Raw genomic sequence first — 14133 nt, 5'->3', positions numbered from 1 at the left:
GTTGATTTACGAAGACTCCGGCTTCTCAGTGTCCGGTGTCGTAAAGAGTTCAGCACGGCGCAGGGATCGTTGCAAGCGGGTTTTTTCTTTACCGTACTCCAGCAACACATCCTCAACATAGGCTAGATGATCGTGAGCCGCCCGTCTGGCCTGCTCTGGATTGCCCTGACAAATCGCTTCCAACAACAGACCATGCTGGTCGTGAATGCGGTTACGATAGTCTGGCTTAGGGTAGATTTGGCTGAGGTTGCCAAAAATGTGTTTCCGCAATAAAGCGAACAATGCCCTCATGGTGTGTAGCAGCACCATATTGTGGGCAGCTTCAGCAATGGCCAGGTGGAAATCCACATCCGCTTCCACCTCTTTCTCAAACTGCTTACCCGCATGATAAAGCTGTAGCGCCTGATACTTACGCTTGAGGTTTTCTCGGTCGGCATCGGTACTGCGTAGTGCGGCATAGTACGCAGAGACCCCCTCTAACGCATGCCGAAACTCCAAAAGGTCGTACTGTGCTTCTGGATGATTAGCAAATAACTCTAACAATGGATCGGAGAATGAACTTCCCAGATTCTCTACTACGTAAGTGCCGCCTCCTTGGCGACTATAGAGCAACCCTTTCGCCACTAACTTTTGCACAGCCTCTCGCAATGAGGGGCGAGATACGTCAAACTCCTTTGCCAGCTCTCGCTCAGGCGGCAAACGCTGCCCGGGCTTCAGCGCACCATCTAAAATCATGGACTCTAACTGCACCATGATGACGTCCGACAGCTTTGGCTGCTTTACCCGCTGATACCCCATAGCCGACATTTACCTCTGCAAAAAAGAACATTGGTAATACCAATCAATTCTTTGCCACTATAGTGAGCCCAGCCCCCTAGGGTCAACCTTCACGCCCTCATAGCCAGCCCTTTTTCTTCACATCATTAGACCAAAGTCTATTTATAAATTCTAAAGCCCCTACTAGGGTTGACAGTATTCATCCTCACGAGTAGCTTAAAAAACAGTCATAGGGTAATTGGTATTACCAATATTCAAACCCATTGATCAACTGGCTGCCCCAAGAAAGCCTGCTAGACTCCAAAGGCAGCCCCTTCGGACTCTCCGAAGACCGACTATAAAAATAAACCTACTCCTGAGGGAAAGGCATGAAGCAATTCACTAAAACCGCAGTCACTGCGGCGATCCTGACTGCATCCATCGCATCTGTTTCCACCTCCGCTTTTGCTGCTGAGAAAGTACTACTCAAGACCCCTGTGGCCTTTGGTACCAACTTGCCTGCGTTGGGCTCCCCCATTCTGGGAGTAGCCGATAACCTGGATAAGCTGAGTGGCGGCACCATTAAGATGAAGGTCTATGAGCCTGGTAAATTGGTTGCTCCACCCGAAATTCTGGATGCTGTATCAACCGGCAAGGTCAATGCTGGTTATGCCACTGCCGGCTACTGGCAAGGCAAAATGCCTGCGGCCGCCCTTTTCTCCGCCATCCCCTTCGGTCCTGAAGCGGGTGAATACCTAGCATGGTTGTTCCACGGCAACGGTCTGAGCCTGTATCAGGAAATGTATGACCGCGCCGGCTACAACGTACACACTGTTCCCTGTGCTATTTCTCCTCCCGAAACTTCCGGCTGGTTTACCAAGCCCATCGAAACGCCTGAAGACTTGAAAGGTCTGAACATGCGCTTCTTTGGCCTGGGCGCTAAGGTCATGGAAAAAATGGGGGTAGGTACCGTTCAGCTGCCTGGCGGGGAAATCTTTGGCGCTCTGGAGAAAGGCGCGATCGACGCCACCGAATTCTCTCTACCTCAGGTTGACCAAACGTTGGGCTTGCACAAAATCGCCAAGTACAACTATTTCCCTGGCTGGCATCAGCAAGCCACAGTCTTTGAACTGCTGATCAACAAAGACACCTGGAACAAAATGGACGATCAGCAAAAGACTGTAGTCGAGGTTACCTGTAAAGCCTCTCTGCTAGATTCCTATGCAGAAGGCGAAGCCAAACAGTTCCCGGTACTGGCTGACTCAAAAGAGAAAGGCGTCGAGATCCGTTACTGGAACGACACCATGCTGACTGCCTTCAAAACCGCATGGGACGAGGTAGTGGTTGAACAGACCCAAGATGAGTTCTTCAAGAAAGTATGGGATGACATGAGCGGCTTCCGCTCTGGTTACGACCTCTGGGAGGCTAACGCCTACCTGCCCCGCAATCGTAACACCAACTAAGGCCTTATATTTGGTCTGACCAATCAGGCACCTCCCGGGGTGCCTGATTTGCCAATACCCGTAGTATTCAGAGGGACCCCATCGTGACCCCTACCCAAGAACAAGCCCAACCCAGGGTTGCTATTGCTGATGCTATTGATGGATTTATCCGTCGTAGTGGCCTCTGTATTGCCTGGGTCTACGTCCTCCTGGTGGCTGTTATTGTGCTCCAGGTTACTTTGCGCAAAGGATTTTCCAGCGGGTTAATCGCGCTGGAAGAACTGCAATGGCACCTCTACGCCATAGGGGTGATGTTTGGCATGGCCTATGCCCAAGTCACTGACTCTCATGTCCGTGTCGATTTGCTCTACAGCAACTTCCGTCAACGTACGAAACGTATTGTGGAAATCTTTGCCATCGTTGTCTTCGCTTTGCCCTTTTTATATGTGGTCTTCGATCACAGTCTCGATTTCGTGGCGGACTCTTGGCGCATTGATGAGCGCTCCAGCGCTCCCTCCGGCCTGCCCTATCGCTGGGCAATTAAAGCGGTGATGCCGGTTAGCGTGGCCTATTTAGCACTGGCGATGGTGTCACGTTTGATTCGTGAAGTTGTACTGCTCAAGCGCGGAGAATAATCGATGGAAGCCAATGAAATCCTCGTAATAGGGATGTTCTTAAGTTTTATTGTTCTATTGTTTACCGGCATCCCCGTCGCCTGGATTTTGGGCGGAGTTGGGGTCATTTTTGCCGGCTTAGGCTATCTGTCGGATATCTACTTCGACACCATTACCGGTATTGACTACCTCACCCTGGGTCTGGTGGTTAACCGTCTCTACAAGATCATGGATAACTGGATTTTGGTGGCGCTGCCGATGTTCATCTTTATGGGCATCATGCTGGACAAGTCCGGCGTGGCAGAAAAACTGATGGAGTCCATGCAAGAACTCTTTGGCAAAGTCCGTGGTGGCCTTGCCATTACAGTCACCACCATCGGCATTATTCTCGCCGCTTCTACCGGCATTGTCGGTGCCTCTGTGGTGTTGCTGGCAGTGATGTCGCTCCCTGCCATGTTAGCGCAGGGCTACAGTCGTCCCTTGGCGCTTGGCACCATCGCCTCCGCTGGCACCCTGGGCATCTTAATCCCCCCCTCTATCATGCTGGTTATCATGGCGGATCAGCTGGCCTTATCGGTTGGTGATCTGTTTATGGGGGCGGTGATTCCTGGGCTCATGCTGGGGGCCTTCTACATTATTTATATTGCCGGAGTCGGTATCGTTTCGCCCAAATCCGCGCCACTTCCCAAAGACGCCAAACCTGTCACCATTTGGACCGTACTCAAAGTCTTTAAGAGCACCCTGCCTACTTTGGCTTTGATCGTGATGGTACTAGGCTCAATCTTCGTTGGTATTGCCACTCCCACCGAGGCCTCAGGGGTAGGTGCACTTGGGGCTACTTTGTTGGCTTGGTACAACAAACGCCTGAACTTCGACGTTTTGAAAGATGTGATTAAAGGCTCCTTTAATACCACAGCTTATATCTTTGCCATCTTTATCGGTGCCACTTGCTTCTCCCTGGTTATGCGTGAACTGGGAGGTGACGAGCTGATCGAGTCCTTCCTTACCGGCTTACCCTTTGGCACCTACGGCATTATTGCCTTTATTCTCGGGGTGATTTTCATACTCGGCTTCTTCCTTGACTGGATTGAAATCACACTGATCGTCCTCCCCTTGCTGGCGCCTGTCGTTAAAGCCTTGGGAATCGATATTGATGGCTATGGGGTAGTCGATAACCCTGAGTTGGTGTGGTTTGTCATGCTGGTGGCCATGACCCTGCAGACCTCTTTCCTCACTCCTCCGGTAGGCTTCTCATTGTTCTACCTAAAGGGAGTCTGCCCTCCCACTATCAAACTGGTAGAAATCTATAAGGGTGTCATTCCCTTCATCATCATCCAGCTGATTGCTTTGTTGCTGTTGGTGGTGTGGCCTGATTTGGTCGTTTGGTTACCTGCGCAAACCTATGCCAAGTAGCCCTTGAGGGGGATTAACCCTCCCCCTTTTTTCTTCAGGCGGGCGCGGCCACTGCGCCCGCCACTCCAACCCTGTACGCAGGCTCCAGGACAAGGATTCACTGGCGCAATAACAGCAACAATAACAGCAGCGCAGGGAAACGGCTGGCCGCACAGTGCGTCCACCCAGACTGACCTATAGCAATGTGATGACAACATAAAGCTATTTGAGCTTTAACTGTGAGAAGACATCGATGAAACCCCAATACCGTGCCTGCCACCAAGCCCTGGCCGCTGTGATTCCGGCTGAGCGTTTGTTCGACGATCCCTTGCACAATTTGGCTTATGGAACCGATGCCAGTTTCTATCGCTTAATTCCACAGATAATTGTCAGAATCGAGTCCGTGCAGGAGCTGCAACAGGTACTAGCCATTACCCATCAGTTTGGCCTGCCTGTCACCTTCCGCGCAGCAGGAACCAGCCTCTCGGGACAAGCGATTACGGACTCCATCCTGATTTTGCTAGGCGACAACTGGAAGGGGCACCGCATCCATGAACAGGGAGCACGCATCAGCCTGCAACCTGGTGTCATTGGCGCCCAGGCAAATAAGTATTTAGCGCCCTTTAAGAAAAAAATCGGCCCCGATCCTGCGTCGATTAATGCCGCCATGATTGGGGGGATCGCTGCCAACAATGCCAGCGGTATGTGCTGTGGCACCGCACACAATTCCTATCGCACCCTCGACAGCATGAAGCTCGTCCTGGCTGATGGTACCTACCTCGACACAGCGGATCAGCAAAGTCGTCAAGCGTTTGCCGTATCCCATGCAGCCCTATTGCAGCACCTGAACCAGTTAGCGCAACAAACCCGCAATAATGAAGCCTTGGCAGCGCGTATTCGTCATAAATACCGCCTCAAAAACACCACTGGCTATGCACTCAACGCCCTGGTGGACTATAGCGACCCTATCGATATTCTCCAGCACTTGATGATTGGCTCCGAAGGCACCTTGGGCTTTATCGCTGAGATCACCTACAAGACCGTCGATGAACATCCTCACAAAGCCTCAGCGCTGATCTTTTTCGATAACCTGGAGGCCACCTGCCAAGCTGTAGCCGTCTTGAAAAACACCCCTGTGTCTGCTGTCGAGCTGATGGATCGGGCAGGCTTAGCCTCTGTGGCCAGCAAGCCCGGCATGCCTGCCTTTGTCAGCGAGCTAGGGGAGGACGCCGCTGCCTTACTGGTCGAAACCCGCGCCCCGGATGCCAGCACACTCTGGCAACAAGTCGAGCAGATCAGCCAAACATTGGCGGATGCTCAGCTAACCCCCATCGAGCCCATTCAGTTTAGTGACCAAGCCTCTGTTTATAATCAATATTGGGCGATTCGTAAGGGACTATTCCCTGCCGTGGGTGCTGTCCGCCTTACGGGAACCACCGTGATTATTGAAGATGTGGCCTTCCCAGTGCCCCGTCTGGCTGAAGCAGTACAGGATTTGCACCAACTATTTATTAAATGGCACTACCATGAAGCGCTGATTTTCGGACACGCGCTAGAGGGCAATCTGCACTTTGTCTTCACCCAGAGCTTCGATACCCAGGCCGAAGTGGATCGCTATGAAGGATTGATGGAAGACGTCGCCACCCTGGTAGTGGATAAATACGATGGCTCACTCAAAGCCGAACACGGCACTGGCCGCAATATGGCTCCCTTTGTCGAAAAAGAATGGGGAACAGAAGGCTACGCCCTGATGCAGCAGATCAAGCAATTACTTGATCCGCAAAACCTGCTCAACCCCGGCGTGATTCTCAATGCTAACCCTCGGGTGCACCTGGAAAACCTGAAACCCCTGCCCCCCGCCGAGGAGCTGGTCGACAAGTGCATTGAGTGTGGCTTTTGTGAGCCCAGCTGCCCTTCCCGCGCCCTGACCTTAAGCCCACGCCAACGCATTGTAATCTGGCGCGAAATAGCCCGGTTGAAGCGCAGTGGTGAAGACCCCGCTCGTTTAGCCCAATTAGAACAAGAATACCGCTACCAAGGCACAGACACCTGTGCCGCCTGCGGCCTGTGCTCCACCGCCTGTCCGGTCGGTATCAATACCGGTGACCTGACCCGCTTGATCCGCTCACGCCAGAATGCCGCCCACCAAGGCAAAGCCCAATGGTGCGCAGAGCACTTTGCCGGCCTGACCCGCGCCACCCGCTTAACCTTGCGCAGTGCCCACTTTGCCCGGCGCCTGCTAGGCGATAAAAGCATGAGTGTCGGCGCTCGCTTACTCAAGCGGATGACAGCCGGCATGATTGGTTACTGGAGCCCCAGCATGCCCACCGCCGTCAGCTACCAGCCACGCTCTGATGTGGCAGCACCGGGACGCACGGTCGTGTACTTCCCCAGCTGCGCTACGCGCAACCTTGGTCCCAGTGCCCAAAGCAGTAATCCAGAGTCCTTGCTGGAGCAAACGGAGCGCTTGATCCATAAAGCCGGCTATCGCCTGCTATACCCTGACAACCTTGCCGCGCTTTGTTGTGGCATGCCCTTTGAAAGCAAAGGCATGTTTGAGCAAGCCGAGCAAAAACGCCAGGAAGTCACCGCCGCCTTACTGACAGCCTCCAACTACGGCGAATACCCTATTTTGTTGGATACCAGTCCCTGTGCATTACGCATGCTCAGCCAGCTTGATGTACGCCTGAAGCTGTATGACCCGATCGCCTTTGTCCACGATGTGCTCGCCCCTGAATTAGAATTCAGCCCTGTTGAGGAGCCAGTCATGCTGCATATTACCTGTAGCGCTACTCGCATGGGGGTCGCAGACAAGCTGGTTAATATTGCCAAGCGTTGTGCCAAACAGGTGGTGATTCCAGAACATATCAGCTGCTGTGGTTTTGCCGGTGACAAGGGGTTCTCCACCCCAGAACTGAATGCCTCAGCACTGCGCCATCTTGCCGCCCAGGTACCCAGCGGCTGCCATGAAGGCTTCTCCACCAGCCGTACCTGCGAAATAGGCCTCAGTCATCACAGCCAGGTGGATTACAAATCGATTTTCTACTTGGTAGATCGCTGTAGCAAAGCTAAAAAATAGCACTAACTAATCAGCGCCCGGCCTAGCCGGGCATGCATGAGGTTAATAACAACAATAACAGGGGTTGTCCTATGCAAATTGAGATGGCTTTCAAACGTAAACTGTTTTTGATCGTGTTCATTGCCCTACTAGGAGTGGGGCTCTCCACACTGGTTACCCTCTGGAGTAGCACTGCCCAGAGCCAGTCCGCCACGGTGCTTAACTGGTATGCCAGCAGTGGCGAATCACTGCTCAATCTACGCCTGGATTTGCTCAGTCAAGAAGCTAAGGCACGCCAGCGTCAAGCCGATGAGTTGATAGCAGAACTGCAAAGCTGGAGCCAACAGCAGCAACAGCAACTGGGCCAGCTGCAACAGCAAAGCCCTTCAACCATACTCGCAGGACAGCTACAACAGTTGCAGCAACAGCTGCAAAATTACCAACTCAGCTTCGAGCAGCAACTGGCCGCCCGCAGTCAACTGGGTATGAGCGGTGGAGGCCAACGTCAGCAGGTGGAGCAACAAGCGGCAGCCTTAGAAGAAAAGGCCTCAATTTTCAGTATGCTCGCCGCTCGCTTTACCGAAGTACGCAAGCTGGAAAAAGACTATTTATTGGAGTTCAACCCCGCTACCGGCCAAGCCTTACAAGAAGCCATGCAAGGTTTTATTGAACATGTGAAAGAAATGGATTTTCTGGATCACTTCGGCGACAGCATTCCCTTGTATCAGCAATCCCTTGCCAAACTCACTGAACAAGCCGCAGCCCTCAACCAAGCCAACCAACATCTGCAAAGCACACGTCAGACCCTGTTAGATCAAATCGCAGCTAGCCGTTCATTATTACAGGAACAACTACTACCACCGGCCCGCCTCGCCGCCGAAACAGCTAGCCAGCGCGCACGCCAGGCTAGCATCGGCGTCAACGCCGCCGTCGCCGTGCTCGTCACCTTACTGATTATCTGGATTGGCCAGGGAGTACGTCGAGATGTCCATATTTTGCTCAGAGGCTTAGGAGAGGTCAGTCAGGGCAACCTGCAATACCGTCTCAAGCTGCCTAGTCATCAGGATCAGTTCACCCAAATGCGTCAAGCTGTTAACCAAATGAGTGAAGACTTAGGTTCGCTGGTTGAACAGGTCGTACAGGTCACTCAGCGTTTGCAGACGCAAACCCACCAGGTGACCGAGCTGTCGGATCGAATGGCGCAAGAAAATAGCCAAATTAGCAATCAAACGAACTCATTGGCCTCCGCCACAGAGGAAATCTCCGCGACAGTTGAGCATGTCAGCAGTACGACTCATAACCTCACTGAAGTGGCCGCTGAAGCCCTGAGCGTTGCGCACAATGGCGGTAAAGTCATTGCTCAGGCGCTTGATGGATTGGGGGGCATTACCGAAACCGTCGATAACACCAACCGCTGCTTGCAAGAGCTCGGCACCCAATCAGAGCGCATCGACACGGTGATCGATATGATCAACGGCCTAGCCAGTCAAACCAATCTACTCGCCCTGAATGCCGCCATTGAGGCAGCCCGCGCCGGTGAGGCAGGCCGTGGTTTTGCTGTGGTCGCCGATGAAGTCCGCAACCTCGCTGCCAAAACGGTACAGGCTACTGAGGAAATCACCCACATCGTGCACAGTCTGCAAGATCAAACCAAGGCCGCACAACAGGCTATTAATGTGGGCTTGGAGCAGGTGCAGCGCGTTCGGACCCTCGGCACTGAAGCCACCCAGGCGGTGCGGGAGATCCAGCAGCGCTCGCAATCCACCCGGGATGCCGGTGATCAAATTAGCCAGGCGGTGGCAGAAGTAGCCACTACCACCCGCAGTATGGCCGCCAATATGGAAGGCATTGCCCATGCCCTGGCCGAAAACCGTCAGCGCTATGGCGAGCTAGTCAAGGTTGTGCATGCGGTGGATCAGCAGACCCATACTCTCAGCACCCTCACTGCTAAATTCCAATTAACGCTCAAGGAGCAATCATGAGCGCCCCCGCGATTAAAACCCTGGTCTACGCCACCTCTTTGGGCAAGCATACCCGCCCTGTTTTTCGCCATGCCGTCAGCCTGGCCAAGCTCTATAATGCGCGCATTATCATGCTGCACGCCATCGAGCCCATGGCTGAGCTTGGCAAGGAGATGATTCGTGCCTATGTCGACGAAAAGACCCTACAACGCATCCACGATGAAGGCATTCAGGATATTCAGCAGACCATGCTGCAACGGGTAAAAACCTTCTGTGAAGAAGAGCTGGATGCACTTCCTGGCATAATTGAGTTGGATATTGAACCTGTAGTCGTCGAAGGGAATCATACCGATGCCATTCTCAATACCGCCAAGCGCTATCAAGCAGACTTGATCGTGATGGGAGCACAGAATAAAAGCGGTCATCATAGCCACACTACGCAACAGGTCACGCGCTATGCCCAGGTTCCTGTGTTAGTGGTGCCTACCGAATAGTTACCTTAGCCTAGGTTCCCCTAGTACTATCGCCTAGGGGCACTCTTTTTTACTCGACTGGAACGGACGCCGGAGGCAGCATGTTTGAGCGTATCGCCCTCACCGTAGTACCCGTGGCCGCAGTGGTGTTGGTTGGCTTTTTATATGGCCGTGCACGCAAGCCCGACTTAAGGGTGGCCAATCAGCTCAATATGGAGTTGTTTGTTCCTGCACTGCTAGTCAGTGTACTGGCTGGCAAGAACTTTGAATTGAGTGCCTATGCTGGACTCTCCCTCGGCGCCAGCTTAGTCGTGCTGGGCTCGGGGCTGTTATTACTGCCCCTCTGCCTACTCCCCAGTATCCGCTTTAAAACCTTTATCCCACCGATGATGTTTAATAACACCGGCAACATGGGTATTCCCCTGCTAGTGTTAGCCTTCGGCGAACAAGCCCTACCGGCAGCCATCGTTTTATTCATTATCGAAATGATCTGGCACTTTACCCTGGGGATTTACCTGCTTGATCCTCGTACTTCCCCCTGGCAGCTATTACGCATGTCTATCATTCAAGCCACCTTGATTGGTTTAGTGTTTAGCTTTGCCGGTTGGCAGCTTCCCCCCTTAATTGCTACCCCCTTGGATATGCTGGGACAAATTGCCGTGCCCCTGATGCTGTTCACCTTGGGAGTACGCCTGACCAGCGTCAACCTCAGTGACTGGAAAATTGGCCTTCTCGGGGCGATTGCCTGCCCGGCCTCAGGTATTGCCCTCGCTTGGAGCTACCAGTGGTTATGGCCATTACCCGCTGAACATTTCCACTACCTACTGGTGTTTGGTGCCCTCCCTCCTGCCGTACTCAACTACATGCTGGCCGAGCAATATCAGCAGGAACCCGGCAAAGTGGCCTCCATTGTGATGATGGGGAATCTGGGCAGCCTTATCGTTATTCCTCTGACCTTGGCTTGGATTCTACATACGGGCTAGTCATCAATTGATAATAATTATTAATTGCATTAATATCCTCTCCCTATTCACAGGCTAGGTAGAGGGATATGGCCAGTATCGCCGATGAAGGTATTTTCCATTATCACCTGCAACAGGGTCACCAAGCCCTGATTGCTTGCCAATACCCCCAAGCTCGAGACCACTACGAACAGGCCTATCAAGCCGCCTTTCGTCTTTTCTATGCCAAAGATTATCCGTGCCAAAAAATTGAGCCTGTCGCCGCCTATGCGCAAAGCTGCTTGGCCTTAGCACGCTACTATCACACCCTGGAAGATATTCAAGCTCAGGAAGATTACCTGCTGCAGGCACATGAAAGCTTAATGGCCGCCAGTACCGACTATGACCGCTCCGCAGCCTTTCGCCGCCAATGCTTTGACTGGTTACAGCAAACACTACACTTATTACTCGCCTTCTACGGCCCGGGACAACAAGCGGAAGCACAAGCCAACTTAATTAGTAACCTGGAAGTTTTAACCTGCTATTTCGCTCCTGACTTACATCAAGCTTCTGGCTAAAAAAGTAAAGACGGAATTGACATCGTACAAATAATAAGAATAATTCGCAGTCATTCATTAAAATGATTATCAACAACACACTCATCGAAGGAAGCAACATGCGAGCTCTGAAGTCCCTGACCCTGGCAGTATTAGTAGGCAGCGCCTCCACTGCTATGGCCGCAGAAGAAGTCAATGTGTATTCCTACCGCGCCCCTTTCCTGATCCAACCCATGTTTGACAGTTTCAGCAAAGAAACCGGTATCAAGGTCAACGTGGTCTACGCTGACAAAGGCCTGATTGAGCGTTTGGAAAGCGAAGGCGCTAACAGCCCTGCCGACCTGATCATGAGTGTGGACATTGGCATGGTCAACGACGTAAAGGTCAAAGGCCTGGCCCAAGCAGTTGAGAGCGAAACCATCGCTGCTAACATCCCTGCCCAATTCCGTGATCCTGACAATCAGTGGTTTGGTCTGACTACCCGTGCCCGTATTGTTTACGCTTCCAAAGAGCGAGTAAAAGAAGGCGAAATCACTTCCTATGAAGATCTGGCCGATCCCAAGTGGCAGGGTCGTATCTGTACTCGCAGCGGTAAGCACACCTACAACCTGGGCCTGATTGCATCCATGATCGAGCACCACGGTGAAGCCGAAGCCGAACAATGGCTGACCGCACTGAAGTCTAACCTGGCGCGCAAGCCTGAAGGTAATGACCGTGCACAGGTTAAAGCCATCAAAGAAGGACAGTGCGATCTGGCCATCGGAAACTCCTACTACTTCTTCAAGATGCTGACTAACAAAGAGAATCCTGAAGAAATCGAATGGGCTGAATCCGTCAACCTGGTATTCCCCAATCAGGCTGACCGCGGTACCCACATGAACATCTCTGGCGTATCCTTGACCAAACATGCGCCTAACAAAGACAACGCCATCAAACTGATGGAATTCCTCAGCGGTGAAGAAGCTCAGTACCTCTACGCCCAGGAAAACTACGAGTTCCCCGTACGTCCCGGCACTAAGCTCTCTGAACTGGTAGGCAAGCACATGGGCGAGTTCAAGAAAGACGACCTTTCCCTGGCACGCATTGCCGAACTGCGTGAAACCGCCTCCAAGCTGGTTGATAAAGTGGGCTTCGACAACTAAGTCTTGACCCGCCACAGGAAAACGGCAGCTTCGGCTGCCGTTTTTGTCTTTTTCCGTTATGCTAGCAACCCGCTTACGCAGTCTGAGTCGAATAAGGCATGAGAAGCCTGATTGCCCGTTTTACCCAAGCTTCATCTCATCGTGGCTGGCTAGTTAATGCCAGTATTGCCGCCGCCCTGGTCACACTGCCGGTGCTTTCAGTGTTCTGGCTGGCCCTGTTTCCCAGCAAAAACATCTGGCCCCATCTCATTGAAACCGTCCTACCCCACTACATCCTGACCACTCTTGGTTTGATGACAGGAGTCGGCATCCTGGCTGCCTCCATGGGTATTCTCTGTGCCTGGCTGGTCAGTACTTATCACTTTCCTGGACGCCGCTTATTCGAATGGGCGCTGTTGCTACCCTTGGCGATGCCAGCGTATGTCATTGCTTATGTCTACACCGATATTCTTGAATATGCGGGCCCTATTCAGGGGGCATTACGTGAGCTTTTTGGTTGGAAAACACCCCGCGACTATTGGTTCCCCCCTATTCGCAGTTTAGGGGGGGCCATCTGGATGCTGGGATTAGTTCTTTATCCCTATGTCTACATGCTCACCCGCGCCAGCTTTCTCGAGCAATCCCTCAATATTCGGGATGCCAGCCGCACCCTTGGCTGCTCCTCCTTACAAAGCTTTTGGCGCATTTCCTTACCCATGGCCCGCCCCGCTATTGCCGTTGGCTTAGCCTTGGTGCTGATGGAAACCCTGAATGATTTTGGCACCGTAGATTATTTTGCGGTCAAAACCCTTACCGCCGGCATCTATGACACCTGGCTTAATATGAGCAACCTTGGTGGTGCAGCTCAAATTGCCAGTTTAATGATGCTGTTTGTTGTGGTGCTTATCGTGCTGGAGCGTTATGCACGCCAACGCCAACGCCAGTTTCAACAAGGCGATCGCTTTAAAGCCCTACCGCTGACCGCACTGCGTGGCTGGCCTAAATGGCTTGCCACTCTGGCCTGCATCCTGCCTATTATTTTTGGCTTTCTCATTCCCCTGGCGATTTTACTGCGCTACGCCATCCGCAACTTCGAGAAAAGCTGGACGCCGGACTTTATCAACCACGCGCTACACAGCTTTGGTTTATCCATCACCGCCGCCCTGCTGTGCGTTTTACTGGGTTTGCTGATCACCTATGCCAAGCGCCTACATCAACACCCTTTACTAAACAGCCTGTCGCAAATTGCCACCCTGGGCTACGCCATGCCCAGCGCGGTGCTCGCCATCGGTGTAATGATCCCGTTCAGCACCTTTGATAACGCCTTAGACGCCTGGATGCGCCAGACTTTCAACGTTTCCACCGGATTGCTGCTGAGCGGCTCGTTGGTCGCAGTCCTCTTCGCTTATTCAGTGCGCTTTTTAGCCGTTGCCGCCGGCAGCCTGGAATCCAGCCTGGGCAAGATCACCCCCTCAATGGACATGGCTGCCCGCTCGCTAGGCCATAACAGTTTGACCACTCTTTACCGGGTTCACCTGCCCTTGATCAAAGGGGGATTACTCACCGGCATGCTGGTGGTGTTTGTCGACTGTATGAAGGAACTGCCCGCTACCTTAATCCTGCGTCCCTTTAACTTTGATACCCTGGCCACCCATGTTTACCAATATGCCTCCGATGAACGCCTGCCCGAAGCATCCTTAGCCGCCTTGCTAATTGTGTTGGTGGGGATTATTCCAGTCGCCCTGCTAAGTCGCACCATTGCCGCCACCCGGGAGCATCAAATCATTCAGCTACCCCATACTGGCAAGTAAGCAGACT

Annotated in this window: 11 protein-coding genes; 10 read left to right on the top strand and 1 reads right to left on the bottom strand. The window is 52.7% G+C overall.

All coding sequences use genetic code 11. The features are described from left to right. Positions 1-6: 6 nt before the first annotated feature. The gene (pdhR, locus tag Q334_RS17425) at positions 7-798 is read right to left on the bottom strand and encodes a pyruvate dehydrogenase complex transcriptional repressor PdhR (RefSeq protein WP_035460434.1); all 792 of its coding nucleotides are present in this window, start codon (positions 796-798) and stop codon (positions 7-9) included. Positions 799-1145: 347 nt separating this feature from the next. On the opposite strand from pdhR, the gene Q334_RS0100150 reads away from it, so the two are divergent. The 10 genes from Q334_RS0100150 (at position 1146) to Q334_RS17415 (ending at position 14126) form a co-directional block, all read left to right on the top strand. Further along, positions 1146-2219 (top strand): TRAP transporter substrate-binding protein, encoded by a 1074-nt coding sequence (locus tag Q334_RS0100150; RefSeq protein WP_027311437.1) that lies wholly within the window; start codon positions 1146-1148, stop codon positions 2217-2219. An 83-nt stretch (positions 2220-2302) separates the two neighbouring features. Continuing rightward, on the top strand, positions 2303-2833 hold the full coding sequence (locus tag Q334_RS0100145; RefSeq protein ID WP_027311436.1) for a TRAP transporter small permease subunit: 531 nt from the start codon (positions 2303-2305) through the stop codon (positions 2831-2833). Positions 2834-2836: 3 nt separating this feature from the next. Further along, the gene (locus Q334_RS0100140; protein ID WP_027311435.1) at positions 2837-4225 is read left to right on the top strand and encodes a TRAP transporter large permease; all 1389 of its coding nucleotides are present in this window, start codon (positions 2837-2839) and stop codon (positions 4223-4225) included. Between the two features lie 232 nt (positions 4226-4457). Then, positions 4458-7283 (top strand): FAD-binding and (Fe-S)-binding domain-containing protein, encoded by a 2826-nt coding sequence (locus Q334_RS0100135; RefSeq protein ID WP_051527395.1) that lies wholly within the window; start codon positions 4458-4460, stop codon positions 7281-7283. Positions 7284-7354: 71 nt separating this feature from the next. Continuing rightward, the gene (locus tag Q334_RS17420) at positions 7355-9244 is read left to right on the top strand and encodes a methyl-accepting chemotaxis protein (protein ID WP_035460422.1); all 1890 of its coding nucleotides are present in this window, start codon (positions 7355-7357) and stop codon (positions 9242-9244) included. Beyond that, on the top strand, positions 9241-9717 hold the full coding sequence (locus Q334_RS0100125; RefSeq protein WP_027311433.1) for a universal stress protein: 477 nt from the start codon (positions 9241-9243) through the stop codon (positions 9715-9717). The genes Q334_RS17420 and Q334_RS0100125 overlap by 4 nt, the downstream gene beginning before the upstream one ends. A gap of 80 nt (positions 9718-9797) precedes the next feature. Next, positions 9798-10679: an AEC family transporter gene (locus tag Q334_RS0100120; protein WP_027311432.1), complete on the top strand. Its 882-nt coding sequence runs from the start codon at positions 9798-9800 to the stop codon at positions 10677-10679. Between the two features lie 68 nt (positions 10680-10747). Next, a complete protein-coding gene (locus tag Q334_RS0100115) occupies positions 10748-11215 on the top strand; it encodes a hypothetical protein (protein ID WP_027311431.1) in 468 nt (155 codons plus the stop codon). Positions 11216-11313: 98 nt separating this feature from the next. Next, positions 11314-12336: a Fe(3+) ABC transporter substrate-binding protein gene (locus tag Q334_RS0100110; RefSeq protein ID WP_027311430.1), complete on the top strand. Its 1023-nt coding sequence runs from the start codon at positions 11314-11316 to the stop codon at positions 12334-12336. A gap of 98 nt (positions 12337-12434) precedes the next feature. Then, a complete protein-coding gene (locus Q334_RS17415) occupies positions 12435-14126 on the top strand; it encodes an ABC transporter permease (protein WP_051527394.1) in 1692 nt (563 codons plus the stop codon). Positions 14127-14133 lie beyond the last annotated feature (7 nt).

Source organism: Balneatrix alpica DSM 16621, assembly GCF_000619885.1.
Classification (GTDB): domain Bacteria; phylum Pseudomonadota; class Gammaproteobacteria; order Pseudomonadales; family Balneatricaceae; genus Balneatrix; species Balneatrix alpica.
Note: the sequence above shows the minus strand (reverse complement) of the source record. Positions and strands in the feature narration are given on the sequence as shown.

What these genes read in the sequence shown, in the direction of transcription:
- pdhR (WP_035460434.1), bottom strand. Translation starts at nt 798, where the DNA reads ATGGGGTATCAGCGGGTAAAGCAGCCAAAGCTGTCGGACGTCATCATG.
- Q334_RS0100135 (WP_051527395.1), top strand. Translation starts at nt 4,458, where the DNA reads ATGAAACCCCAATACCGTGCCTGCCACCAAGCCCTGGCCGCTGTGATT.
- Q334_RS17415 (WP_051527394.1), top strand. Translation starts at nt 12,435, where the DNA reads ATGAGAAGCCTGATTGCCCGTTTTACCCAAGCTTCATCTCATCGTGGC.
- Q334_RS0100125 (WP_027311433.1), top strand. Translation starts at nt 9,241, where the DNA reads ATGAGCGCCCCCGCGATTAAAACCCTGGTCTACGCCACCTCTTTGGGC.
- Q334_RS17420 (WP_035460422.1), top strand. Translation starts at nt 7,355, where the DNA reads ATGCAAATTGAGATGGCTTTCAAACGTAAACTGTTTTTGATCGTGTTC.
- Q334_RS0100120 (WP_027311432.1), top strand. Translation starts at nt 9,798, where the DNA reads ATGTTTGAGCGTATCGCCCTCACCGTAGTACCCGTGGCCGCAGTGGTG.
- Q334_RS0100150 (WP_027311437.1), top strand. Translation starts at nt 1,146, where the DNA reads ATGAAGCAATTCACTAAAACCGCAGTCACTGCGGCGATCCTGACTGCA.
- Q334_RS0100140 (WP_027311435.1), top strand. Translation starts at nt 2,837, where the DNA reads ATGGAAGCCAATGAAATCCTCGTAATAGGGATGTTCTTAAGTTTTATT.
- Q334_RS0100110 (WP_027311430.1), top strand. Translation starts at nt 11,314, where the DNA reads ATGCGAGCTCTGAAGTCCCTGACCCTGGCAGTATTAGTAGGCAGCGCC.
- Q334_RS0100115 (WP_027311431.1), top strand. Translation starts at nt 10,748, where the DNA reads ATGGCCAGTATCGCCGATGAAGGTATTTTCCATTATCACCTGCAACAG.